The 22,721-nt window shown below is 67.6% G+C and carries 23 protein-coding genes and 2 tRNA genes; 4 read left to right on the top strand and 21 right to left on the bottom strand.

The genetic code is table 11. From position 1 onward, the window contains the following. Positions 1–185: 185 nt before the first annotated feature. Positions 186–262: transfer RNA gene (locus FBY39_RS12680), tRNA-Ile, on the bottom strand. A gap of 38 nt (positions 263–300) precedes the next feature. Continuing rightward, positions 301–1,383 carry a DMT family transporter gene (locus tag FBY39_RS12675; RefSeq protein WP_141934176.1) on the bottom strand — a complete coding sequence of 361 codons (1,083 nt, stop codon included), beginning with the start codon at positions 1,381–1,383 and terminating at the stop codon, positions 301–303. 45 nt (positions 1,384–1,428) lie between these two features. On the opposite strand from FBY39_RS12675, the gene def reads away from it, so the two are divergent. Then, positions 1,429–1,995 carry a peptide deformylase gene (gene def / locus FBY39_RS12670; RefSeq protein WP_141932632.1) on the top strand — a complete coding sequence of 189 codons (567 nt, stop codon included), beginning with the start codon at positions 1,429–1,431 and terminating at the stop codon, positions 1,993–1,995. Between the two features lie 57 nt (positions 1,996–2,052). Here the strand turns inward: def and FBY39_RS12665 are convergent. The 5 genes from FBY39_RS12665 to dusB all read right to left on the bottom strand — a co-directional run bounded on the left by FBY39_RS12665 (position 2,053) and on the right by dusB (position 7,366). Beyond that, a tRNA-Asn gene (locus tag FBY39_RS12665) sits at positions 2,053–2,125 on the bottom strand. A gap of 62 nt (positions 2,126–2,187) precedes the next feature. Then, positions 2,188–2,973 carry an ATP-binding cassette domain-containing protein gene (locus tag FBY39_RS12660; RefSeq protein WP_141932631.1) on the bottom strand — a complete coding sequence of 262 codons (786 nt, stop codon included), beginning with the start codon at positions 2,971–2,973 and terminating at the stop codon, positions 2,188–2,190. 49 nt (positions 2,974–3,022) lie between these two features. After that, positions 3,023–4,867 (bottom strand): DNA primase, encoded by a 1,845-nt coding sequence (gene dnaG / locus FBY39_RS12655; RefSeq protein ID WP_141932630.1) that lies wholly within the window; start codon positions 4,865–4,867, stop codon positions 3,023–3,025. Further along, entirely contained in the window at positions 4,867–6,228 is a 1,362-nt protein-coding gene (locus FBY39_RS12650) for a deoxyguanosinetriphosphate triphosphohydrolase (protein WP_141932629.1), read from the bottom strand. Before FBY39_RS12650 ends, dnaG begins: the two co-directional genes overlap by 1 nt. Beyond that, positions 6,200–7,366, bottom strand: a complete 1,167-nt coding sequence (dusB, locus tag FBY39_RS12645) for a tRNA dihydrouridine synthase DusB (RefSeq protein WP_141932628.1) — start codon at positions 7,364–7,366, stop codon at positions 6,200–6,202. The genes FBY39_RS12650 and dusB overlap by 29 nt, the downstream gene beginning before the upstream one ends. Positions 7,367–7,434: 68 nt before the next feature. Here dusB and FBY39_RS12640 point away from each other — a divergent pair, with 68 nt between their 5' ends. Next, positions 7,435–7,938: a glutathione peroxidase gene (locus FBY39_RS12640; RefSeq protein WP_141932627.1), complete on the top strand. Its 504-nt coding sequence runs from the start codon at positions 7,435–7,437 to the stop codon at positions 7,936–7,938. Between the two features lie 12 nt (positions 7,939–7,950). Here FBY39_RS12640 and FBY39_RS12635 read toward each other — a convergent pair whose 3' ends face one another. Genes FBY39_RS12635 through recO form a run of 3 tightly spaced genes read right to left on the bottom strand, consistent with a single transcriptional unit; the run spans position 7,951 to position 10,228 of the window. Further along, complete coding sequence (locus FBY39_RS12635; RefSeq protein ID WP_141934174.1) at positions 7,951–8,625, bottom strand: DsbA family protein; 675 nt, start codon at positions 8,623–8,625, stop codon at positions 7,951–7,953. A 59-nt stretch (positions 8,626–8,684) separates the two neighbouring features. Beyond that, entirely contained in the window at positions 8,685–9,497 is an 813-nt protein-coding gene (locus tag FBY39_RS12630) for an isoprenyl transferase (RefSeq protein WP_141932626.1), read from the bottom strand. Further along, positions 9,494–10,228 (bottom strand): DNA repair protein RecO, encoded by a 735-nt coding sequence (recO, locus tag FBY39_RS12625; protein ID WP_141932625.1) that lies wholly within the window; start codon positions 10,226–10,228, stop codon positions 9,494–9,496. The genes FBY39_RS12630 and recO overlap by 4 nt, the downstream gene beginning before the upstream one ends. A gap of 35 nt (positions 10,229–10,263) precedes the next feature. On the opposite strand from recO, the gene FBY39_RS12620 reads away from it, so the two are divergent. Further along, positions 10,264–10,950: a trimeric intracellular cation channel family protein gene (locus FBY39_RS12620; RefSeq protein ID WP_141932624.1), complete on the top strand. Its 687-nt coding sequence runs from the start codon at positions 10,264–10,266 to the stop codon at positions 10,948–10,950. An 18-nt stretch (positions 10,951–10,968) separates the two neighbouring features. Here FBY39_RS12620 and leuA read toward each other — a convergent pair whose 3' ends face one another. Continuing rightward, positions 10,969–12,729: a 2-isopropylmalate synthase gene (leuA, locus tag FBY39_RS12615; protein ID WP_141932623.1), complete on the bottom strand. Its 1,761-nt coding sequence runs from the start codon at positions 12,727–12,729 to the stop codon at positions 10,969–10,971. A gap of 205 nt (positions 12,730–12,934) precedes the next feature. Here leuA and FBY39_RS12610 point away from each other — a divergent pair, with 205 nt between their 5' ends. Further along, positions 12,935–13,558 carry a hypothetical protein gene (locus FBY39_RS12610; protein ID WP_141932622.1) on the top strand — a complete coding sequence of 208 codons (624 nt, stop codon included), beginning with the start codon at positions 12,935–12,937 and terminating at the stop codon, positions 13,556–13,558. A 9-nt stretch (positions 13,559–13,567) separates the two neighbouring features. Here FBY39_RS12610 and era read toward each other — a convergent pair whose 3' ends face one another. From era to FBY39_RS12560, 10 genes are all read right to left on the bottom strand, one after another. Continuing rightward, positions 13,568–14,473 (bottom strand): GTPase Era, encoded by a 906-nt coding sequence (gene era / locus FBY39_RS12605; RefSeq protein WP_141932621.1) that lies wholly within the window; start codon positions 14,471–14,473, stop codon positions 13,568–13,570. Beyond that, positions 14,473–15,864 (bottom strand): hemolysin family protein, encoded by a 1,392-nt coding sequence (locus tag FBY39_RS12600; RefSeq protein WP_141932620.1) that lies wholly within the window; start codon positions 15,862–15,864, stop codon positions 14,473–14,475. The genes era and FBY39_RS12600 overlap by 1 nt, the downstream gene beginning before the upstream one ends. Further along, positions 15,861–16,328 carry an rRNA maturation RNase YbeY gene (gene ybeY / locus FBY39_RS12595; RefSeq protein ID WP_141932619.1) on the bottom strand — a complete coding sequence of 156 codons (468 nt, stop codon included), beginning with the start codon at positions 16,326–16,328 and terminating at the stop codon, positions 15,861–15,863. The genes FBY39_RS12600 and ybeY overlap by 4 nt, the downstream gene beginning before the upstream one ends. Then, positions 16,325–17,353 (bottom strand): PhoH family protein, encoded by a 1,029-nt coding sequence (locus FBY39_RS12590; RefSeq protein ID WP_141934172.1) that lies wholly within the window; start codon positions 17,351–17,353, stop codon positions 16,325–16,327. Before FBY39_RS12590 ends, ybeY begins: the two co-directional genes overlap by 4 nt. Positions 17,354–17,405: 52 nt before the next feature. Next, the gene (locus tag FBY39_RS12585) at positions 17,406–17,753 is read right to left on the bottom strand and encodes an HIT domain-containing protein (RefSeq protein ID WP_141932618.1); all 348 of its coding nucleotides are present in this window, start codon (positions 17,751–17,753) and stop codon (positions 17,406–17,408) included. 44 nt (positions 17,754–17,797) lie between these two features. After that, a complete protein-coding gene (locus tag FBY39_RS12580; protein WP_141932617.1) occupies positions 17,798–18,529 on the bottom strand; it encodes a 16S rRNA (uracil(1498)-N(3))-methyltransferase in 732 nt (243 codons plus the stop codon). 3 nt (positions 18,530–18,532) lie between these two features. Continuing rightward, positions 18,533–19,648, bottom strand: coding sequence for a molecular chaperone DnaJ (gene dnaJ / locus FBY39_RS12575; RefSeq protein ID WP_141932616.1), 1,116 nt, complete (start codon positions 19,646–19,648; stop codon positions 18,533–18,535). Positions 19,649–19,705: 57 nt separating this feature from the next. Continuing rightward, on the bottom strand, positions 19,706–20,746 hold the full coding sequence (gene hrcA / locus FBY39_RS12570; RefSeq protein ID WP_141932615.1) for a heat-inducible transcriptional repressor HrcA: 1,041 nt from the start codon (positions 20,744–20,746) through the stop codon (positions 19,706–19,708). 95 nt (positions 20,747–20,841) lie between these two features. Beyond that, entirely contained in the window at positions 20,842–22,059 is a 1,218-nt protein-coding gene (hemW, locus tag FBY39_RS12565; protein WP_141932614.1) for a radical SAM family heme chaperone HemW, read from the bottom strand. 2 nt (positions 22,060–22,061) lie between these two features. Beyond that, positions 22,062–22,712, bottom strand: coding sequence for a DUF1990 family protein (locus tag FBY39_RS12560; RefSeq protein WP_141932613.1), 651 nt, complete (start codon positions 22,710–22,712; stop codon positions 22,062–22,064). Positions 22,713–22,721 lie beyond the last annotated feature (9 nt).

Below are 22,721 nucleotides of genomic sequence, written 5' to 3'. Positions count from 1 at the left end.
CTCCCCCTCCGGCGTCGACCTCTCGCGCGGATGACCGGCCTCGTGCGCCCGACGCACCCTGCCGAGAAGACCCCAACTGTCGTCGAGCCGGGCGCAGACGCGCAGTACGGGTCTTTTCGACGGGTAGGACGGTCGGCCCTGGCAGAGGCAAGGATGCGCGATGCGGGGCCTGCTCAGCGGGGCTGTGGTGGGGCGGGTGGGACTTGAACCCACGATCGTCGGGTTATGAGCCCGCTGCCTTGACCAGCTTGGCCACCGCCCCGTTCGAGGATCGAGCCTACCGGCATCCGGAATGAGTCGTCAGCGACGAGGCGGCTTGTCATCGTCGACGGGAGGCTCGGGCCAGACCTTCGACACAGCCCTCGTGATGCGGATCGAGCCCGTCGTGGGCGCGACCGGTTCGGTGCGCTCGCTCCCCCGTTGGATCGGCAGTCCCTGGCTGTCGCTCACGACCTGCGGATGGTTGCGCGCGAGGTCGTACACACCGATCACGGCGATCACGCCGGCGATCCCGAACCCGATGTAGGCCCACAGCGGCGCGTTCGCCGCTTCGCCGAGAACCGTCAGTCCGATGACGATCGCCACGATCGGGTCGATGACCGTGAGACCGGCGATCACGAGGTCCGGCGGACCGGAGGAGTATGCCGTCTGCACGAAGTACGCACCGATTCCTGCGGCCACGAGGAGCGCCGCGAGACACGTCAGCGTGAGCCACTCGAAATCTCCGGACTGGATGCGGCTGATGACGACCTTCGCGAGAGTCGCGACGAAGCCGTACATGATGCCTGCGCCCAGGATGTAGAAGAGCGCGTTCATCCGCAGGCGCAGCCACACCCACAGGGCTCCGAGGACGAGAGTGACGACGGCGAGGATCAGGAGAATCGTGATGAGCTGCCCGTTCGAGACAGGCTCGTCGCTTGCCACGAGGGCCGCGATCGTGACGAAGATGAAGATGCCGCCGACGCATTCGATGATGGCTCGGATGGATCTCTTCGTGGGCTTGTGGCCGCTGATCCGCGCGTTGAGAAGCGTCGTGATGACGAGTGCGATCGCGCCCAGGGGCTGCACCACGATGAGCGGAGCGAACGACAGAGCGCCCAGTTGGCAGGCGATCGCGAGTCCGAGCATCACCGTTCCGACGACCCACGAAGGACGTGTCAGCAGACGACCGAGCTGCCGCGGAGTGAGCCCACCCGATGAGGGGCCGCCCGACTGCTGCTCGACTTTCATGACACCGCGGTGTTGGTATTGCGCACCGAACGACATGAAGACGGCACCCAGGAGGGCGAGGGGTATGCCGATCAAGAGGGCGGGATTCTCGAAAACGCCGGCGAGGGCGTTGCCGACATCCTCGAGGTTCTCGATATCGCCGGTCGTCCACATCACCCCTAGACACTAACCGGCACCACCCCTCGATAGGCTCAAGGCGTGGCTGTTCTCCCGATTCGCATCATGGGCGATCCCGTCCTGCACGCACCCGCATCTCCCGTCGACGAGATCACCGACGACATCCGGACCCTTGTCGCCGACATGTTCGAGACGATGGATGCCGCGCCCGGTGTGGGTCTCGCGGGACCGCAGGTGGGCGTCGGCCTCCGCATCTTCACCTATAGCTACGAAGACGACGAGGGCAAGCCGTGGCGCGGCGTCATCCTCAATCCCGAGCTGTGGATGCGGCCGCTCGTTCCGGGTGACCCCGATCCCGACGACGAATCCGAGGGGTGCTTGTCGTTTCCCGGCGAGCGATTCCCGCTGCGCCGCTCCGATTCGGTCCTCGTCACGGGGACGGACCTCGAAGGCGACCCCGTCCGCATCGAGGTCGACGGATGGCGTGCCAGGATCATGCAGCACGAGTTCGATCATCTCGACGGCATCATCTACGTCGATCGACTTTCGGATGCCGATTGGAAGACGGCGCAGAAGATCGCCCGCAAGCGCGGTTGGGGACGCCCCGGCCAGTCGTGGACCCCGGGGATCGACGACCTCGAGGCCTGACCTCGAGGCCTGACCAGGGCAAGAAGAAAGGCCCCGGGGTGGAGCCCGAGGCCTTCGCTCCCCGGCTTGGACTCGAACCAAGAACCTATCGGTTAACAGCCGATTGCTCTGCCAATTGAGCTACCGAGGAAGAGCCCCGCTCGCGCGAGGCAACCAGACCATCCTAGCAAAGCTCGGACGGTGTTCGTGACGTCAGGTCGAGATCAGCCAGCGGTCGGCTTCGCTGCTCGGGGTCCACAACATCGAGTCGGCGTCAGGTCCGTAGGCGATGGCGTGGCCCGCGTGCATGACGAGCACATGAGCGTGCAGGTCCCGCGCGACGTCCATCTCGTTCGTGACGACCAGGGTCGCCATCGCGTACTCGTCGCGCCTCCGGATGATTGCTTCGCGGGCGGCCACCCGCACTTCGACGTCCATGTTCGCGAAGGGGTCGTCGGCGATGAAGACGGTCGGCTGGAGGATCATGGCGCGCGCGAAGGCGACACGCTGGCGCATGCCGGCACTCAGCTCGTAGGGGTACTTGTTCGCTGCGCCCAAGGGAAGCATCAATTCGTCGAGGAGCGTAGCCACGCGCACCGAGAGGGCACGCTGATTGACCGTGCGGTCGCGGCTCGTGATCGGCTCGGCGATCACCTCGGCGACGGTCGATCGCGCGGGGAGCGTGGCGCCCGCCGACTGCGCGAGGTATCCCGTGCGGTAGGTGAGCACGCGGTGTGCGCGGCCCGGGCGTCGGACCCGAATGCCCTCGACCCACGCCTCGCCGCCGCTGATCGATCTCCCGCTCTCGTCGGAACCGGCGAGGATCGCCGCGAGAGTCGACTTTCCCGATCCCGTCGGCCCCATGATCGCGAGGGTATGACCATGATCGAGAGCGAAGGTCAGGCCGTCGACGATCCGCTCCCTGTCGAGCCTGCCCGTTCGGGCGATCGACAGGTCTTCGCAGCGGATGGCGGCATCGGCTTCGCGAGACGTGGTCATCACGCCATCCTGCCTGCCGCGGAGCCGACTCGCCACCGCGCCGCGCGCATCACGCCTCGTCCGTGATCCGGGCACGCTCCCGATCGATCTCACGCAGACGGATCCGGATGCTCCGACCGTCGGTCGAATCCGGTGGCACCCGCTGGATCGCACCGAGCAACTCGGACTTCTCGGTCTCGAGCGCGCGACGGATGAGATGGCGCGCGAGATCCGTCGTCGACGAGACCGCCGCATCGTCGGTGAGTGCGGGGAAGTCGGCGGCCAGCAGCTCTCCCCCGAGCGAACGGTACGGCTCACGGATCGAGGTCACGGCCTCCATCGCCCACCCCACCCGCTGACGGTCGGGCGCACTCGCGATCGCTTGGCGGACAGCGTCGAGCGCCTGATGGCGGAACGGGAAGCCGACCGCGCGTGACACCAGATCTGTGTCCAGCCGGTGACCGAACTGCAGGAATCCCATGAGTGCATCGCGTTCGAGGGCAACCTCGGCTGACCGTGGGAGCGAGGCGATCGTCACGCGGGCGGTCTCCCCGGAGAGCGCCTCCGCGGGCTTCGTGGCATCGGGTGTCCGAGAACCCCCACGCGCTGCCCGCTCGACTTCTCGCCGCACGTCCTCGGTGTCCATGCCGAGGCGACGGGCGAGAACGCGGACATACTCCGGCTGCAGGAGCGGATCTCGCAGTTCGCCGACGACGGGGGCGGCGGATCGCAGCGCGCCGACACGCCCTTCGACGCTCGCGAGATCGAAGCCCGAGATGCGCTGGTCGAGGACGAATTCCACCATGGGCACCTTCGCCTCGACGAGGGCCCGCACGGCGCCGTCGCCTCGCTGGAGCCGCAGATCGCAAGGGTCCAGCCCCTCGGGACCGGTCGCGACGTATGTCTGCGCGTTGAATCGCTTGGCGTCGGCGAAGGCGCGCAGAGCGGCCTTCTGGCCGGCGGCATCGGGGTCGAAGGTGAAGACGACCTCGCCCGCGGCCGAATCGTCGCCCATGACACGACGCAGCACGGAGATGTGATCGGAGCCGAATGCCGTGCCGCAGGTCGCGATCGCGGTCGTCACGCCCGCGAGATGGCACGCCATGACGTCGGTGTAGCCCTCGACGACGACGACCCTGTGCTCGCGAGACACGGTGCGCTTCGCGAGATCGAGCCCGTAGAGCACCTGGGCCTTCTTGTAGATCGTCGTCTCCGGCGTATTGAGGTACTTGGGTCCGTTGTCATCGTCGTAGAGTCGCCTGGCCCCGAACCCGAGCACCTGTCCCGTCACGTCGCGGATGGGCCAGACGACTCTTCCGCGGAAGCGGTCGTAGACGCCGCGTTGGCCTTGCGAGACGAGTCCTGCCGCGCTGAGGACATCCTCGGGGTAACCCTCGGCCCGAAGGGCGTTGAGCATTCCCGACCATCCTCGCGGGGCGTATCCCACTCCGAAGTGCGCGGCCGCGCCGGCATCGAAGCCTCGCTCGCCGAGGAATCGGCGCGCGGTCTCCGCCTCCGGCGTCGCGAGCTGCGCGCGGAAGAAGTCGGCGGCGGCGGCGTTCGCGGCGTAGAGGCGCGAGCGACCTGCCGTTTCGGGCGCCGCTCCCCCGTCCTCGTAGTGCAGCGAGTACCCGATGCGCCCGGCGAGGCGTTCGACGGCCTCGGTGAACGTCATGTGGTCCATCGCGCGGAGGAACGAGTACACGTCGCCGGATTCGCCGCACCCGAAGCAGTGGTAGAACCCGGCTTGCGGGCGCACGTTGAAGCTGGGGCTGCGTTCGTCGTGGAAGGGGCAGAGTCCCTTGAGAGCGCCCACGCCAGCGGGTTTGAGAGCGACGCGCTCTCCGATGATGTCGGCGATGTTGGTGCGGGCCTTCACCTCGTCGACGTCGGCCTGGCGGATGCGCCCCGCCATCAGGTGCTCTCCGCGGGAGAGACGGATGCTCGGGGGGCCCAGATCCCGATGGAACCGGCGTCGAGCTCGCCCACGAGCCGCTCATGCCACGCGATCGCGAGCTGGTCGGTGAGGCTCGCCACTTGGTCGACGACGACCCGCTTCCGCGCGGCGTCGGACGTCGCCGCCGCGAAGTCCTCCGTGTGCAGGGGATCGAGCCGCGTCGGGTCGGCCCAAAGCGCGTCGGCGACGCGCTTGAGCACGCGACGCTGCTCGCGGTAGAGCGTCTTGCGTCCGTCGATCGACACGACAGCGGCGCCGATGATGCCCTTGAGAACCGCCATCTCGGCCTCGATGACGCGCGGCACCACGACGTGCGCCCGATATCGCGTGAGGACGGGCGCCGCGTAGGCCTCACGTGTCGCGGTCGTGGCCGCGCGTGCGAATCGGCCGATGAGGTCGGAGGTGAGGTTCTTGAGTCGTGCGAGGGCACCGCGGGTGCCGTCGAACGAGGAGATCCACTCCGGGATGCGCATGAGCCGGTACAGGGCGTCGGCGAGTTCGTCCCGTGCGAAGTCGTATCCGACCCACGTCTGGATCGATGTCAGCAGCATCTCGCGCTGCGCGGGGTCGGCAAGCCATGCGGGATCGAGATAGCCGTTGACGACGGCGTCCTCGAAGTCGTGCACGGAGTAGGCGATGTCATCGGACAGATCCATGACTTCTGCCTCGATGCAGCGGATGCGGCCGGGGGCCCCCTCGCGCATCCATGCGAAGGTCGGCTCGTCGTCGGGGTAGACGCCGAACTTCAGCCGCCCGCCCGGGTCCGGCACGGGGTGCTCTGCCGTCCACGGGTACTTGCACGTCGCGTCGAGACTCGCGCGCGTGAGATTCAGCCCGAAGGTGCGTGCGTCGACGATGACCTTGGGTTCGAGGCGCGACAGGATCCTCAGGGTCTGCGCGTTGCCTTCGAAGCCCCCGATGTCTTCCGCCCACTCGTTGAGCGCTCTTTCGCCGTTGTGACCGAAGGGCGGGTGTCCGAGATCGTGACTGAGACACGCCGTGTCGACGACGTCGGGGGAAAGCTGCAGGGCCGTCGCGAGCTCGCGGCCGACCTGCGCGACCTCGAGCGAGTGGGTCAATCGGTTGCGCGCGAAGTCGGCCGGGCTCGCCGGACTCAGCACTTGGGTCTTGGCCGCCAAGCGTCGGAGCGCAGCGGAATGCAGAACTCGCGCCCGATCTCGGGCGAAGTCGTCCCGCGAGGATCGGTGGAGCTCGGTGTGGAACCGTTCCGCGTCGTGGTCGTCATAGCCCTCGGGGCGCAGGGCCACCCCGCCCGGACGGGCCGAGGCGTCAACCGCCACTGTGGTCGAGCTCCGCATCGGCGAGTGCGTTCGTGGCCTCGGCGCCGAGCTCGCGAGAGGCCAGCCAGCCGTCGGGAAGCGCCGGGCGCTTCGGGGAACCTGCGCGTCCGCGCTGCCCCTCGGCGGCGTCGCCCGGATACGGCGCATCGTGATCGAGTGTTGCGAGAAGATCGTCGATCTCCGCGAGAGTGGACGCTGTCGCGAGAGCGGCGCGCGTGTCGCCACCGACGGGATAGCCCTTGAAGTACCACGCGACGTGCTTGCGAATGTCGCGGCATCCGCGTCCCTCGTCGTCGAAGAACTCGACGAGCAGTTCGGCGTGGCGACGGAATGCGGCGGCGACGAATCCGAGTGTCGCGTCGACAGGCTCATCGGATGCTGCGCCGGCGCCGCCCAGTGCCCTCGCCAGATCGCCGAAAAGCCACGGCCGCCCGAGGCAGCCACGTCCGACGACAACACCGTCGCATCCGGTCTCGTGCATCATCCGCTCGGCGTCGGCCGCCGACCAGATGTCGCCGTTGCCGAGGACAGGGACACTCGTGACCGCGGCTTTGAGCGCCGCGATGGCCGACCAATCGGCCGTGCCCGAGTAGAACTCGGACGCAGTGCGGGCGTGGAGGGCGACGGCGGCGACGCCGGCATCCTCGGCGATCCGGCCCGCGTCGAGGAACGTCAGATGATCGGGATCGATGCCCTTGCGCATCTTGACCGTCAGGGGGATGTCCCCCGCGGCCTGAACGGCCCGAGTCACGATCTCGCGGAACAGTCCGAGCTTCCACGGCAGCGCCGCCCCGCCGCCTTTGCGGGTGACCTTGGGGACGGGACAGCCGAAGTTGAGGTCGATGTGGTCGGCGCGGTCCTCTTCTACCAGCACGCGCACGGCCGACTCGACGGTGCCGGGGTCGACGCCGTAGAGCTGGATGGAGCGCGGTGTCTCGGACTCGTGGTGAGTGATGAGGCGCATCGTCGTCGCGTTGCGTTCGACGAGAGCGCGCGACGTGATCATCTCGCTGACGTAGAGCCCGGCTCCGTACTCGCGGCAGAGCCGACGGAACGCGGTGTTCGTGATGCCCGCCATCGGGGCGAGCACGACCGGTGCGTCGAGCTCGATCGGCCCGATGCGCAGCGGGCGTGCAGGAGCGAGTGTGGGTGTCACCCGACTATTCTCCCAGACAGAGGTGAGAGTCCGGCGGCACCGGGGAAACCAGGGCGTAGCCTGATGGCATGACTGCAGAGACGCTGACCGATCTTCGGAGCATCCCCTTCCAGACGGCAGAGGGAGAGACCTCGACGCTGGCAGATTACGGCGACAAGGTCATCCTGGTCGTCAATGTCGCGTCCAAGTGCGGTCTCGCTCCGCAGTACGAGCAGCTGGAAGAGTTGCAGCGCACCTACGGCGATCGCGGCTTCACCGTCGTCGGGTTCCCGTGCAATCAGTTCATGGGGCAGGAGCCCGGCTCGATGGAAGAGATCCTCGACTACTGCGCGATGACGTGGGGCGTCACGTTCCCCGTCAACGACAAGATCAAGGTGAACGGCCCGGGAGCCGCCCCGCTTTACAAGGCGCTGAAGAAGTCCCACGACGAAGAGGGCAAAAAGGGTCCGATCATGTGGAACTTCGAGAAATTTGTTCTCACGCCGGGCGGTCAGGTGCACCGTTTCCGCCCGAACACCAAGCCCGATGACCCCGAGATCATCGCGGTCATCGAGAGGAATCTTCCCGCCTGACCGGCGAGGAGGTCAGGACGCCGCGGGCTCCGAACGCTCCGACCACACCTGGCGCACGATCTGGCTGAACGCTTCGGCGGGCTGCGCGCCCGAGACCCCGTACTTGCCGTCGATCACGAAGAAGGGGACGCCGTTGATGCCGTACGCGGCGGCCTGCGCCTGATCCGCGCGGACGTCCTGGAGGTGGCGTCCGGATTCGAGCGCCTCCCGTGCTGCGTCGCCGTCGAGTCCTGCGTCCTCCGCCAGCGCGACGAGATCGTCGATGCGCCCGACGTGACGTCCTTCCGTGAAGTAGGCAGCCATGAGCCGCTCCGCCATCTCGTGCTGACGTCCCTGAGACTTCGCGAAGTGAAGCAGCTCGTGGGCCTTGACGGTGTTGGTGTGGCGGAGCAGATCGAACCGGTAGGTGAGCCCCGCATCGGCGGCGACACCGGTGACGCGTGACAGCATCTCCTGCGCCTGGTCCGGAGAGATGCCCTTGTGCTCCGCGAGGTAGTCGGACTCGCCGCCTTCGAAGTCGACAGGAGTGTCCGGCGCCAGTTCGAACGAGTGGTACGTGACCTCGACGGCAGGTGCATCGGGGTCTGCGGATGCCGCGGCGAGACCGTTCTCGAGGTTGCGCTTGCCGATGTAGCACCAGGGGCAGGCGATGTCGGACCAGACGTCGATCTTGATGGCTTCACTCACCTCAGGCACAACGTCGCCCTCGTCGCGATGTATTCCCTCCGGGGCACATTCGCGCTCCGTCAGAGGGCAGGCGGGTCGGGGGTGTCGACCGCCCCGCCGAATCGCCGATCACGACCCAGGTAGAGACCGATCGCTTCCCAGAGGTCGGTGCGAGAGAAGTCGGGCCAGAGCCGATCGAGGAAGACGAACTCGGCGTACGCCGACTCCCAGAGAAGGAAGTTGGACGTGCGCTGCTCGCCGCTCGACCGGATGAAGAGATCCACGTCCGGCATCCCCGGTTGATAGAGGCGCTGACGGATGAGCTTCTCGGTGATCGCGGAGGGTTTGATTCGCCCACCGGCGATGTCGTCTCCGATCGAGCGCATCGCATCGACGAGTTCAATGCGTCCGCCGTAGTTGACGCACATCGTCAGCGTCAGGACATCGTTGTCGCGCGTGAGCTGTTCCGCGTACTGCAGTTCTTTGATGACGGAGCCCCACAGCCTGGGCTTGCGTCCCGACCAGCGGACGCGGACTCCCCACTCGTTGAGCTGATCGCGTCGGCGATGCAGGACGTCACGGTTGAACCCCATCAGGAACCGCACCTCGTCGGGAGAACGCGCCCAGTTCTCCGTCGAGAAGGCGTAGACCGAAAGATGCTTGACACCCGCTTGGATCGCACCCGCCACGACATCGAGCAGCGCCGCCTCTCCGGCTTTGTGGCCCTCGACACGTGTGAGTCCACGGCGATTGGCCCAGCGGCCGTTTCCGTCCATGACGATCGCGACGTGCTCGGGCACACCTCCGCGGGGGAAGGCCGGGGGGTAGAGTCCGGTCCAGTCGACGGGACGATACGCGACGGCGTCGCGATGCGTGTAGGGCTTCGGCGTCATCGTTCCTCCCCGGAGGAGACGTGAGAGAGCGAGCGGATGCCACGCTCCAAGTGCCACTGCGCGTAAGCGGCGATGAGTCCGGATGCCGATGCCGTCGTGCCGGCGGAGGCGGCATCCACGTCGTCCCACTCCCCTGCCATGAGTGCTCCGAGAAGGGCCGATGTCGCGCTCGCGATGCGCGCGGAGCCGACGGGTGCGCACTCCGCGCACACGGCTCCGCCGAGCTGAGCGACGAAGTAGTCATGCGGGCCGGGACGCCCGCAGCGGGCGCACTCGCCGAGACCCGGCGCCCAGCCGGACAGCGCCATGGCTCGCAGCAGATAGGAGTCGAGGATGCTGCGCGACGCGTGCTCGCCGCGGGCGAGGGCCCGCAGACCGCCGACGAGCAGGAGGTACTGCTGCGGGGTGGCCTCGGCTTCGTTGAGCCGGTCGGCTGCTTCCACCATGGCGTGGGCGGAGGTGTAGCGGTCGTAGTGGACGGCGATGTCGGCACCGTACGACCCGAGGGACTCCGCCTGTTGCACGATATCGAGCGATCGTCCCTGGTAGAGCTGAACGTCGGCGACCATGAAGGGCTCGAGTCGCGCACCGAACCGCGAGGAGGTACGCCGAACTCCCTTCGCCACGGCGCGGATCTTGCCATGGCGGCGGCTGAGGAGCGTGAGGATACGGTCTGCTTCACCCAGCTTGTGGGTTCGGAGCACCACGACCTCGTCGCGGTAGGTGGGCACACTCGATTATCGCGTGCAGGCACCACAATAGAGGCGTGGACGAGCCGCTCTTCGTGATCCCGTTGTGGGCTGATCTGACCGCTGTCGCGCTCGGCGGTGTGCAGGGGGCGCTTTTCGCGTCGGGGTTCCGCGGAGAGCGGAGGTTGGATCTGCTCGGGGTCGCGATCATCGGAATCGTCATGGGCATGGGCGGCGGACTCATCCGCGACCTTCTGCTGAACGTGTCACCCGTCACTCTGCAGAGCAACTGGTACCTGCTGACGGCGACGGCCGCCGCGCTCGTGGGCATGCTTCTGGCGGGGATCTTCCAGCGATTGAACGCCGTCATCGTGGGTCTCGATGCCATCGTCATCGGCCTCTTCGGGGCTTTCGGGACGGGCAAGGCCCTCGCCCTCGGACTTCCCGCCGTCCCCGCGATCTTCGTCGGGGTCTGCTCCGCCGTCGGCGGCGGCATCCTTCGCGACATGATCATGGGGCTCCCCGTCGCGATCATGCACGTCGGGTCGCTCTATGCCGTCGCCGCGGGCGCGGGCTGCGCCGTCCTGGCCGGCGCGCACGCCCTGGGTGCGCCGCTCGTCGCCGCCTCCATCGCGGGAATCGCCGTCACCGCCGTCATCCGGCTGCTGGCCGTCATCTTCGACATCTCGCTGCCCGAGCAGCGGGCGCTCCATCGCCGCAAGGTCGCCGTGGAGACGTCGGCGATCCCGATCGTCAAGTCCTGACCGGGATCGCCGAGGTCGTCACACGCTCGCGAGCTCCTGCGAGCGTTCGCGCGTCCGGATCGCCCGGTTGACGCCCGACACGATCGCCTTGAGCGAGGCCGTCGAGATGTCTCCGTCGATGCCGACTCCCCACAGGCGCTCACCGTCCACCTGCAGCTCGACGTAGGCGGCAGCCTGTGCATCTCCGCCGGCGCTCAGGGTGTGCTCGACGTAGTCGTACAGCGTGATGTCGAAACCGCGAGCCTGCAGGACGTCGAGGAACGCCGCGATCGGTCCGTTGCCGTGGCCCGTGGCGTCGTGCGGCTCGTCGCCGTCTCGGAGCTTCACCTCGAGCGTGACATCACCGGTCATGTCGCTCGCTGTGCGGGTTCCGAGCAGCTCGAACCGTCCCCACTTGTCGTCTGCGACGGTGGACGGCAGATACTCGTCGGTGAAGATCGACCAGATCTGCTCGCTCGTGACCTCGCCGCCCTCGGCGTCGGTCTTGGCCTGAACGACGCCCGAGAAATCGATCTGGAGGCGGCGCGGCAGATCGAGAGCGTGGTCGGTCTTCAGGAGATAGGCCACGCCACCCTTGCCGGACTGCGAGTTGACCCGGATGACCGCTTCGTACGAGCGGCCGAGATCCTTCGGATCGATGGGCAGATAGGGCACGGCCCACTCGATCGCATCCACGTCGACGCCCTGCGAGGCGGCACGTGCCTCCATCGCCTCGAAGCCCTTCTTGATCGCATCCTGGTGCGATCCCGAGAAGGCCGTGAAGACCAGGTCGCCGGCCCAGGGGCTCCGCTCGTGAACGGGCAGTTGATTGCAGTACTCGGCCGTCCGCTTGATGTGATCGATATCGCTGAAATCGATCTGCGGGTCGATGCCCTGCGTCAGCAGATTGATGCCGAGCGCGACCAGGTCGACATTGCCGGTGCGCTCCCCGTTGCCGAACAGGCAGCCCTCGATGCGGTCGGCACCAGCCATGTATCCGAGCTCAGCCGCAGCGATCGCCGTACCCCGGTCGTTGTGGGGATGCAGCGACAGGATGATGTTCTCGCGGTGGTCCAGATTGCGGCTCATCCACTCGATCGAGTCGGCGTAGATGTTGGGCGTGGCCATCTCGACCGTCGCGGGGAGGTTGATGATGACCTTGCGGTCGGGCGTCGGCTCGAAGATCTCGATCACCTGGTTGCAGACGTCGACGGCGAAATCGAGCTCGGTGCCCGTGTAGCTCTCCGGCGAGTACTGGTAGAAGACCGTCGTGTCGGGAATGCGCTTCTCGAACTGACGGCACAGACGAGCGCCTTCGAGCGCGATGTCGATGATGCCCTGTCGATCGGTGCGGAAGACGACCTCTCGCTGGAGCACGCTGGTCGAGTTGTAGAGGTGGACGATGGCCTGCTTCGCGCCGGCGATGGCCTCGTACGTCCGCTCGATGAGGTGCTCCCGTGCTTGCGTCAGCACCTGGATGGTCACGTCGTCGGGGATCGCGCCGTCCTCGATGAGGTGGCGGACGAAGTCGAAGTCGGTCTGACTGGCCGACGGGAAGCCGACCTCGATCTCCTTGTAGCCCATGCCGACCAGCAGGTCGAACATGATGCGCTTGCGCTCGGGGCTCATGGGATCGATGAGCGCCTGGTTGCCGTCCCGAAGGTCGACGGCGCACCAGCGCGGTGCCGTCGTGATGCGGGCGTCAGGCCACGTGCGGTCGGGAAGACGTACGTCGAACTGCTCGTCGTACGCACGGTACTTGTGGGTCGGCATGCCCGAAGGCTGCTGGGTGTTCTGCATGATCTCGTCGCTCTCTCAACGCCCGGTCGGGTGGGCGGAATGCCAGGGGATGCGGGCCAACAGCAAGCTCCGCGACGAGGAAGGCCCTAGAACGAGGACTCGCCGCGGCAGCTAAGGAGAAGAAGCGAGGCCGCACGCATGACGACAGGTTACACCCATTCCCGAACATGTGAGACGATCCGCTCTCTCAGAACGCTCCACACACATGAACAGTCATCGGCGAATCGCCGCCGTCGCATTCGTGGCGGCCACCCTGCTCACCGTCGCAGGATGCGCCTCTGGCGCACCGGGTGGTGCCGAGCCTCCAGGGGCGGGACTCGGCGGCGTGTGGCCGGCTCCGCCCGACGTGCGGGTCATGACGCAGGGCACCGTCCTGGACACGAACGGAGACGTGGAGCTCTGTCTCGGCGCCGTCGCGGAGTCGTATCCGCCGCAGTGCTCGGGAATACCGGTGGTCGGCTGGTCGTGGGACGGCGTGGACGGATCCGAGAGCGCGAACGGCGTGACATGGGGCGCCTACGGTGTGCAGGGCACATACGACGGAGAGACCTTCACCGTCGACCAGCCGCCCGTCATGCTCGCACTCTACGACCCTGTCAAACCCGACGATCCGACGGGCGGCAGGGCAGGCGCCGGTACGGAGGAGCAGCTCGCCGAGCTGCAGAACGACCTTCCGGACCGACTCGCCGAAGGCTATCTCACGTCGTACATCGACAACGGGTGGCTCTGGGTCGACGTGGTGTGGGACGACGGGACGTGGCAAGCGGCCGCCGACGAGGAGTACGGCGCCGACGTCGTGATCATCCGGTCCGTCATCCGGCCCTTCTGAGGACGAGCGTCAGAAGCCCAGGCGACCCAACTGCTTCGGGTCGCGCTGCCACTCCTTCGCGACCCGCACGTGCAGCTTCAGGAAGACCTTCGTGCCCACGAGCGGTTCGATCTGCTCGCGCGCGCGTGCGCCGACATCGCGCAGACGTGATCCCCGGTGCCCGATGATGATCGCCTTCTGACTGTCGCGTTCGACGACGACGTTCGCGTGGATATCGGTCATCGAACCCGTGTCACGCCGGGCCATGTCCTCGATCGTCACGGCGATCGAGTGGGGAAGCTCATCGCGGACGCCCTCGAGCGCCGCTTCGCGGATGATCTCGGCGATGCGGTCCTCGAGTGACTCGTCGGTGACGATGTCCTCGGGATACAGCGGCGGTCCCTCGGGAAGGAGCTCCAGGAGCTCTCGCGTCACGACATCGAGTTGCTCCCTCGTGAGCGCAGAAAGCGGGATCACCGCCGCCCAGTCCTCGCGGAGCGCGTCGACCTCGAGGAGCCGCTCGGTCACCTGTTCGCGCGTCGCGGCATCCGTCTTGGTCACGATCGCCACCTTCTTCGACCGCGGATATCCCGACAGCGACTCCGCGATGCGCCGATCGCCGGGGCCCACCTTCTCCGTCGCCGGGACGCAGAATCCGATGACGTCGACATCTCCGAGCACCGTCTCGACGAGATCGTTGAGCCGCTGCCCGAGAAGTGTGCGTGGCTTGTGGATCCCCGGCGTGTCGACGATGACGATCTGGCCCTCCGGGCGGTTCAGGATGCCGCGGATCGCGCGCCTGGTCGTCTGCGGCTTGTCGCTGGTGATGGCGACCTTTTCGCCGACGAGCGCGTTCGTGAGGGTCGACTTCCCGACGTTGGGACGACCGACGAACGTGACGAACCCGGATCTGCCGGTCGAGGACTCGGACGCCATCAGCGCTTCTCCTTCTTGACGCGCGCCTCGTTCTTCGTGCGCGACTCGTTCTTGACGGTTCGGGTCTCGTCGGTCCTCGGGAGCCGGATCTCCTCGGTGCGTGGACCGCGGGTCGCCGTCTCCTCGGTCTCCTCCGGCTGCTCTGCGCGTTCGACGAAGACCGTCGCGATGCCTCGGCCCTGTCCTCGAGAGGCACCACCCGTGAGCGTGAGACCCTCGTAGTCCGCCGTGGAACCGGGCTGCGGAACACGTCCGAGCGCCTTGCCGAGGAGGCCGCCGATGGAGTCGACGTCGTCGTCCTCGAGCTCGATGCCGAAGAGTTCTCCGACGTCGTCGAGATCGAGTCGGGCGCTGACGCGATAGCGTCCCGGTTCGATCTCCGTGACTTCGTCTGCCTTGGGATCGTATTCGTCGGCGATCTCGCCGACGAGCTCCTCGATGAGGTCCTCGAGGGTCACGAGACCCGAGACGCCACCGTACTCGTCGATGACGAGGCAGACATGCACGGCGTCGCGCTTCATCTGCTGCAGCAGCGTCTCGGCCATCATCGACTCCGGCACGAAGACCGCGGGTCGTGTGATCTTCGCGATGGGCGCGTCACGCCAGCCCGATTCGCCGCCGAAGCCGAACTGCACGAGGTCCTTGAGATACAGCACGCCGACGACGTCGTCCGCGTCGTGGTCCATGACGGGAACGCGGGACACGCCCTTCTCCAGGAACGTCTTCATCGCTTCGCGCGACGACGCCGCGGCATCCACCGTCACCATGTCGGTGCGGGGCACCATCACTTCGCGCACGTACGTGTCGGTGAACTCGAAGACCGAGTGGATGAGCTCGCGGTCGTCCTCTTCGATGAGCTCGTTCTCAGCCGCCTCGTCGATGATGCTGAGGAGCTGCTCCTCCGACGCGAATGACGATCCTCGCGCGACGCCGGGTGTCACGCGCGTTCCCAGCGCGACGAGTCCGTGGGCGAGGGGCCCGAGGAAGAGCCGAACGCCGCGGATGACGGGCGCCGCGCCGCGCAGCAGCCGGGTCGCGTGCTGCCTGCCCCATGCCCGCGGGCTTGCCCCCACGAGGACGAAGGAGATCCCGGTCATCAGGACGACGGCGGCGAGCATCGCCCACCAGATGTTCTCGAAGAGCACCGTGAAAGCCACCGTGACGAGCACCGCGGCACCCGTCTCGGCGAGGATGCGGATGAAGACGACTGCCGTCGCGTGCGCCGGCGGATCGGCTGCGATCCGCTCGAGCGAGGAGGAGTTGCGGCCGGAGGCGGCCATGTCTACGAGGTCGGCGCGAGACGTCACGCCCAGCGCAGCATCGATCGCCGCCATGAGTCCGCCGAAGGCCACGAGCAGCGCGGCGGCGAGAAGGAGAAGCGCTTCTGTCATGCGCGACGGCGGCGTTCGGATGCCTGGAAGCTGTGGATGAGCTCCTTCTGCAGGCCGAACATCTCGCGCTCCTCCTCGGGCTCGGCATGGTCGAACCCCAGCAGATGCAGGAGGCCATGCGTCGTGAGGAGGATGAGCTCGTCCATGGTCGAGTGCCGGGCCGCGAGGGCCTGGGTCTCGGCGACCTGCGGACACAGCACGATGTCTCCGAGGAGGCCGGGAGGCGTCGGAGCTTCCTCCGAGCCCGGCCGCAGCTCATCCATGGGGAAGCTGAGCACGTCCGTCGGGCCCGGCTCGTCCATCCACTGGACGTGCAGGGCTTCCATGGCGCCCTCGTCGACCAGGAGGATCGCGACGTCGGCGTCCGCGCTCACGTGGAGCTGTGCCAGATTGTGCTCCGTGAGTCGGAGGAGGACGGTCTCATCGACCGCTGCCCCCGATTCGTTGCCGATCTCTATCGTCATGAACGTCCTCGTTTGGGGAGTCGATCGCGGGGTCCGGCGGGGCGCTGGACGCCGCGGCGCTCCGCGCGATTGGCGAACTCGGATGCTTCGTCGCGTTCGCGCCTCGCAGCGAGTCGACTCTCGTCGTACTCGGTGTAGGCGTCGACGATACGCCCGACGAGACTGTGCCGCACGACGTCGTCGCTCGTGAGGTAGGCGAAATGGATGTCGTCGATGTCCTTCAGGACGCGCGTGACGAGGCGGAGACCGGATGCACCCGCGGGAAGGTCGATCTGGGTGATGTCCCCCGTCACGACCATGCGCGTGCCGAAGCCTAGGCGGGTCAGGAACATCTTCATCTGTTCCGGTGTCGTGTTCTGCGCCTCGTCGAGCACGACGAACGAATCGTTGAGGGTACGCCCGCGCATGTAGGCGAGCGGGGCGACCTCGATCGTTCCCGACGCCATGAGTTTGGGGACGAGTTCCGGATCCATCATCTCGTTGAGGGCGTCGTAGAGAGGACGGAGGTAGGGATCGATCTTGTCGTTGAGCGTCCCGGGCAGGAAGCCGAGCCGCTCCCCCGCTTCGATCGCCGGCCGGCTCAGGATGATGCGGCTGACCTCCTTGCGCTGGAGGGCCTGAACGGCCTTCGCCATCGCGAGGTAGGTCTTGCCCGTGCCCGCGGGCCCGATTCCGAACACGATCGTGCTCTCGTCGATCGCGTCGACATAGGACTTCTGGCCGAGGGTCTTCGGACGGATGACGCGTCCACGAGACGAGAGGATCGCTTCGCCGAGGACCTCGGACGGGCGCTGCCCCGCGTCTGTGCGGAGAATCCTGCTCGAACTGGAGACATCGGCCGGATCGAGACCCTGGCCCGCCCGCGCCATCGCGATGAGCTCGTCGACGAGGCGTCGTGCGCCCGCGACCGCCGGGGCGGGACCCGTCAGCGTGATCTCGTTCCCTCGCACGAGGACGTCGACATCCGGATGCTCACGCTCGACGACGCGCAGCAGACGATCCTGTGGGCCGAGCAGCTGCACCATTGCGACACCGTCGGCGAGGATCTGTTCGACCGCCGTGTCGTCGGAGCCGAGGTCAGCCACCGACGCTCTTCTCGTCGAGGTCGCCCGCGAGGACGTGGGCGTGCACGTGGAACACGGTCTGGCCTGCGCTGGCCCCCGTGTTGAAGACGAGGCGGAAGTCGCCGCCGGCGTGTTCGGCCGCGACGGAGTTGGCGAGCCCCACCACCTCTGCCAGGAGCGCGGGATCGCCCGCCGCGAGTTCCACGACGTTGCGGTACTCCTGCGTCTTGGGGATCACGAGGAGGTGAACGGGCGCTTGGGGTGCGATGTCGCGGATCGCGAACGCGTTGTCGGTCTCCGCGATGATCTCGGAAGGGATCTCGCCCTGCAGGATCCTGGTGAAGATCGACGGCTCACTCATGCGGTCCAGTCTATCCAGCACGCTCCGCGCCGGGCCGATGCTCGTCACCACCGATCGAGGGCGGCGCTCACGACCGCGAGGGCGGCGGGTCCTGCAGTGGAGGTTCGCAGCACGGTGTCTCCCAGGCGGACGAGTGTCGCACCGGCATCCGAGAAGAGAGCGAGCTCCTCGGGGGCGATGCCGCCCTCCGGACCGACGACGAGGACGAGGTCGCGCTCGCGCGACAGCGCGTGCCGTGTGAGCGGGGTGGGGGCGCTCGGATCGAGGACGAGGACGTCGCACGCACCGGCTCGGGCCGCCGCCTGCTTCGTGGTCACGAGTTCCGCGACATCGGGCACCCACGCGCGGTGAGCCTGCTTCGCCGCCTCACGGACGATTCCCGCCCAGCGGTCGCGGCCTTTGACGGCTTTCGTGGCATCCCATCGGGACACGCTCCGCGCCGCTTGCCACGGGACGATCTCGTCGACGCCGAGCTCGGTCGCCGCCTGAATCGCGAGTTCGTCGCGGTCGCCCTTCGCGAGCGCCTGCACGAGCACGATACGCGGATGTGCCGGAGCGACGTCCTCTCGCGCCGTCACCCGGACGACGACTTCGCGCGACGCGACCGCGACGCACTCCCCCGTCACCCAGCCTCCCCGGCCATCACCCACCGTGACGGTCTCGCCGACGCGCACACGCCGCACGGTTGCGGCGTGGTGGGCCTCGGCGCCGGTCAGGACGACGTCCTCGCCGGGCCCCGCGTGGATGGGCTCGTCGAGGAGGAAGTGCAGCGGCATCCGTTATCCGTTCCGGAAGCGGTCGCGCAGTTTGGAGAAGAGACCTTGATGGAACTCGGCGAGCTTCGGAGCGGGCGGCTTCGTGCGCTTTGCGAAGTCTTCGATGAGTGCGCGCTCCTTGTGGTCGAGGCGCGTCGGCGTCACGACGTGGACCCCGACCTTCAGATCCCCGCGCTGCGACCCGCGAAGAGGCGTGATTCCGCGCCCCTTGATCGTCAGGATGTCGCCCGCCTGCACGCCCGGCCGGATCTCGAGCTCGACGGGCCCGTCGAGCGAGTCGATCGTCGTCGTCGTGCCGAGGACGGCATCCGGCATCGAGACATCGAGCGTCGCGAGGACGTCGTCGCCGTCACGACTGAAGACGGGATGCGGGGTGACGTTGATCTCGACGTACAGGTCACCGTTCGGCCCGCCCGCGGGACCGACTTCGCCCGAGCCGGGAAGCTGGAGGCGGAGCCCCGTCTCGACGCCCGCGGGGATGTCGAGCGATACGGTGCGTCGTGAACGGACGCGTCCCTGTCCTTGGCACGTCGCGCAGGGGTAAGGGATCGTCGTGCCGTAGCCCTGGCACACGTTGCACGGCTGGCTCGTGACGACGTTGCCGAGAAGGCTCCGCACCTGACGCTGCACGTGACCTGACCCATGGCAGATGTCGCAGGTGACAGGCGTCGTCCCCGGCTGACAGCAGGAACCGTCGCAGGTGTCGCACACGATGGCCGTGTCGACATCGATGTCGCGGTGGACGCCGAAGACGACGTCACCCAGGTCGAGCGTGACGCGCACGAGCGCGTCCTGACCGCGCTCGCGACGAGACCGCGGGCGCCCCTGTCGGCCTCCGCCCGCTCCGCCGAAGAACGTCTCGAAGATGTCACCGAAGCCGCCGAAGCCTGCTGCGCCGCCACCGAAGGGCGAATCCGAACCGCCCATGTCATAGCGTGCGCGCTGATCGGGATCGCTCAGCACGTCGTACGCGTGCGTCACCAGCTTGAATCGCTCTGAGGCGTCCTCCCCCGGATTGACGTCGGGGTGCAGTTCCCGCGCCAGGCGCCGATACGCCTTCTTGATCTCGTCGGTGCTCGCTTCTCGCGAGACGCCGAGGACCTCGTAGTGGTCAGCCACAATCGCCTTTCCCGCCCGCGGGCCCGCCGCGGGATCCTGTCATCATCCCGGCACGCGTCAGCGTGCGGTCTCGTCTTCGTCCAGCAGCCGCGAGAGGTACCGGGCCACAGCCCGGACCGCCGCGAGGTTCGTGGGGTAGTCCATGCGTGTCGGGCCGAGCACGCCCACGCGGGCACGCGCGCCCGTCGAGTCGTAGTCGCTCGCGACGACGGACGCCTCCGCGAGTCCGAACGGCTCGTTCTCGCGCCCGATGCTGGCGGCGAGTCCATGTTCGTCGGCGACCATTTCGCTCATCAGCCGCAAGAGGGTCACCTGCTCTTCGATCGCTTCGAGAAGCGGGTAGATACTGCCCCGGAAGTCGGACTCGCTGCGAGCGAGGTTCGCCGATCCTGCGAGGACCAGTCGGTCCTGACGGAACTCCTCGAGTTCTTCGGCCACGACGCGCGCGATAGCCGACGTTGCCGCCTCGTCGTCGGACGCTGACGTCTCGTGTGCGGTCAGGTGGTCGCCGACCCGGAGCAGGGCTTCGCGTACGGGGTGGCCGACGAGAAGGTCGCCGAGCGACGCGCGGACCCGCGCGAGTCCGTCGTCGTCGAACTCGGAACGCACGAAGACCATGCGCTGAGAGACGCGCCCCGTGTCTGTCACGACGACGACGAGCATGCGCCCGCCCCCGAGCTGGACGAGCTCGACGTGCGTCACGGTGGCGCGTGCGAAGGACGGGTACTGGACGATCGCAACCTGCCCCGTGAGCTGCGTGAGCACACGGACGGTGCGGGCGAGCACGTCGTCGAGGTCTCCGGGCCCGTCGAGGAACGTGGAGATGGCGGTGCGCTGTGCGCCCGAGAGAGGGCGGAGTTCCGCGAGGTGATCGACGAAGACGCGGTAACCCTTGTCGGTCGGAACTCTTCCGGACGACGTGTGCGGGGCGGTGATGAGCTCCTCGTCCTCGAGGAGCGCCATGTCATTGCGGATCGTCGCGGCAGAGACCCCGAATGCGTGTCGCTCGACGATCGCCTTGCTGCCGACGGGCTCGCGACTGCCGACATAGTCCTGCACGATCGCCCGCAGCACCTGCAGTCCTCGTTCGCTGACCATCTCGCCTCCCTCGCTCTCACCGCGGTCCGCGCTGGCACTCGCCGCACGGGAGTGCCAATTCTACCGGATCGGCCTGCCGTGCGGCGGTGGACACGTCACTCTGTCAGCGCCCGGACGACCGCGTCGGCGAGCAATCGGCCCCGGCGCGTCAGCACGATCCGACCCCGGACGGCGGCAGGCCCGTCGACGAGGCCGTCCGCAATGAGCGCCGCGACGGCGTGCCGCCCCTCGTCCTGGAGCGCGCTCACCGGCAGGCCTTCGCGGATTCGCGTACGAAGGAGCACTCGCTCGAGGTCGCGCGCCGCAGCATCCGGTGTCTCTCTGCCGATGGCAGGCGTCGCGTCCGAGGCCAGTCGCTGTGCGTACGCCGCGGGGTGCTTCACGTTCCAGAAGCGGGTTCCGGCGACATGGCTGTGGGCTCCTGGACCGAAGCCCCACCAGTCCGCTCCCGTCCAGTACGCGAGATTGTGGCGAGATCGGTGTTCGGTCCCGCGCGACCAGTTCGAGACCTCGTACCAGTCGTATCCGCCCGCACCGAGCAGGTCATCGGCCAGCTCGTACATGTCCGCCTGGACGTCGTCGTCGGGCATCGGCACCTCGCCGCGTCTGATCTGCCGCGCGAGCTTCGTTCCGTCTTCGACGATGAGGGCGTACGCGGAGATGTGGTCGGGAGCCAGCGCGAGTGCTGTTTCGAGCGAGATGCGCCAGTCCTCCAGCGTCTCGCCGGGAGCGCCGTAGATGAGATCGAGACTCACATCGAGACCGGCGTGGCGCGCGGCGGCGACGGCGGTTGCCACGTTTGCAGGATCGTGCGTGCGATCCAGGGCCCGGAGGACGTGCGGGACGGCGGACTGCATCCCGATCGAGAGGCGGGTGACGCCGGATTCCGCGAGCTCGGTCGCGACGGCATCCGTCACGGTGTCGGGGTTCGCCTCGACCGTCACCTCCGCTCCGTCGACGAGTCCGAACGCATCGACGACGCCCGCGAGCATCCGACCGAGGTCTCCGGCCGGAAGGAGCGTCGGTGTGCCCCCACCGAAGAAGACGGTGGATGCCGGTCGCAGCTCCCCCGCGGTCGAGAGCAGACGACGCGCCTGCTCCACCTCTCGCAGCAGCGTGTCGGCGTAGTCGTCCTGCCGCGCTCCGCGCAGCTCCGTCGCCGTGTAGGTGTTGAAGTCGCAGTAGCCGCACCGCACGCGACAGAACGGGACATGGAGGTATGCGCCGAAGGCGGTCGAGGCGTCGACGGTCGTCCCCGGAGGGATCGGTCCGCCGGCAGGCACCGGATCGGCGAGCGGGAGGGCGGAACCCATCGCTACGGCGACGTCGTGTACAGGGGCGAGATCGCGCGGAGATAGCGCGAGAAGAGTTCACGACGACGTCGCCGTGTGAAGGCGGGGATGAGTCGATACACGAAGGATGCCGGCGCGTCGAACGCCCGGACCGTGAACCATACTTCGTCGTTGTCGTGCCAATCGAGCATGAACGACTCCTCGCCGCTCACGACGGACCCACCGACCGTTCCCAGCGCGAATCCGATGCGACGCTGCTCCTCGACGGCGAAGATGACCCGCAGCTCGCCGGACACGTTGTACGCACCGGCACGCCCCTCCACGCGCACGGTTGTGCCGCCCGCGACGAACGGCGTGCCGTCTGCGTCGAACCTCTGCTCTGTCTCGGTGCGGCTCGGAGCGACGGCGTTGCCTTCAGCGTCGAAGCTCACACCGGAGTACATAGGCCCCGACGCGGGACGGACGTCGTGGATGCTGAGACCCGCTCCGCGCTGCGCTGCCCACGACAACAGGGATTCGCCGGCAGAGAGGAACCGCGCCTCGCCGCTGCCGATCCGCCAGGACTGCTCGGCGGGGATGCTCCGCTCGGGCGGGAAGTGCAGGAGGTCGGGCGCCTGAGTGGCTCCGACCGCGGCATAGTCGACGGTCTCGTCTCGGAAGTTTCCGCGGCGCATGCCGACCAG

Origin of the sequence: Microbacterium sp. SLBN-146, from assembly GCF_006715145.1 — a bacterium.
Classification (GTDB): Bacteria; Actinomycetota; Actinomycetes; order Actinomycetales; family Microbacteriaceae; genus Microbacterium.
The sequence above is the reverse complement of the archived record's forward strand: the minus strand, read 5'-3'. Positions and strand labels throughout refer to the sequence as shown.

What these genes read in the sequence shown, in the direction of transcription:
- FBY39_RS12675 (WP_141934176.1), bottom strand. Translation starts at nt 1,383, where the DNA reads ATGTGGACGACCGGCGATATCGAGAACCTCGAGGATGTCGGCAACGCC.
- FBY39_RS12660 (WP_141932631.1), bottom strand. Translation starts at nt 2,973, where the DNA reads ATGACCACGTCTCGCGAAGCCGATGCCGCCATCCGCTGCGAAGACCTG.
- dnaG (WP_141932630.1), bottom strand. Translation starts at nt 4,867, where the DNA reads ATGGCGGGGCGCATCCGCCAGGCCGACGTCGACGAGGTGAAGGCCCGC.
- FBY39_RS12650 (WP_141932629.1), bottom strand. Translation starts at nt 6,228, where the DNA reads ATGCGGAGCTCGACCACAGTGGCGGTTGACGCCTCGGCCCGTCCGGGC.
- FBY39_RS12640 (WP_141932627.1), top strand. Translation starts at nt 7,435, where the DNA reads ATGACTGCAGAGACGCTGACCGATCTTCGGAGCATCCCCTTCCAGACG.
- FBY39_RS12630 (WP_141932626.1), bottom strand. Translation starts at nt 9,497, where the DNA reads ATGACGCCGAAGCCCTACACGCATCGCGACGCCGTCGCGTATCGTCCC.
- leuA (WP_141932623.1), bottom strand. Translation starts at nt 12,729, where the DNA reads ATGCAGAACACCCAGCAGCCTTCGGGCATGCCGACCCACAAGTACCGT.
- FBY39_RS12610 (WP_141932622.1), top strand. Translation starts at nt 12,935, where the DNA reads ATGAACAGTCATCGGCGAATCGCCGCCGTCGCATTCGTGGCGGCCACC.
- era (WP_141932621.1), bottom strand. Translation starts at nt 14,473, where the DNA reads ATGGCGTCCGAGTCCTCGACCGGCAGATCCGGGTTCGTCACGTTCGTC.
- FBY39_RS12600 (WP_141932620.1), bottom strand. Translation starts at nt 15,864, where the DNA reads ATGACAGAAGCGCTTCTCCTTCTCGCCGCCGCGCTGCTCGTGGCCTTC.
- ybeY (WP_141932619.1), bottom strand. Translation starts at nt 16,328, where the DNA reads ATGACGATAGAGATCGGCAACGAATCGGGGGCAGCGGTCGATGAGACC.
- FBY39_RS12590 (WP_141934172.1), bottom strand. Translation starts at nt 17,353, where the DNA reads ATGGTGCAGCTGCTCGGCCCACAGGATCGTCTGCTGCGCGTCGTCGAG.
- FBY39_RS12585 (WP_141932618.1), bottom strand. Translation starts at nt 17,753, where the DNA reads ATGAGTGAGCCGTCGATCTTCACCAGGATCCTGCAGGGCGAGATCCCT.
- FBY39_RS12580 (WP_141932617.1), bottom strand. Translation starts at nt 18,529, where the DNA reads ATGCCGCTGCACTTCCTCCTCGACGAGCCCATCCACGCGGGGCCCGGC.
- hrcA (WP_141932615.1), bottom strand. Translation starts at nt 20,746, where the DNA reads ATGGTCAGCGAACGAGGACTGCAGGTGCTGCGGGCGATCGTGCAGGAC.
- hemW (WP_141932614.1), bottom strand. Translation starts at nt 22,059, where the DNA reads ATGGGTTCCGCCCTCCCGCTCGCCGATCCGGTGCCTGCCGGCGGACCG.
- FBY39_RS12560 (WP_141932613.1), bottom strand. Translation starts at nt 22,712, where the DNA reads ATGCGCCGCGGAAACTTCCGAGACGAGACCGTCGACTATGCCGCGGTC.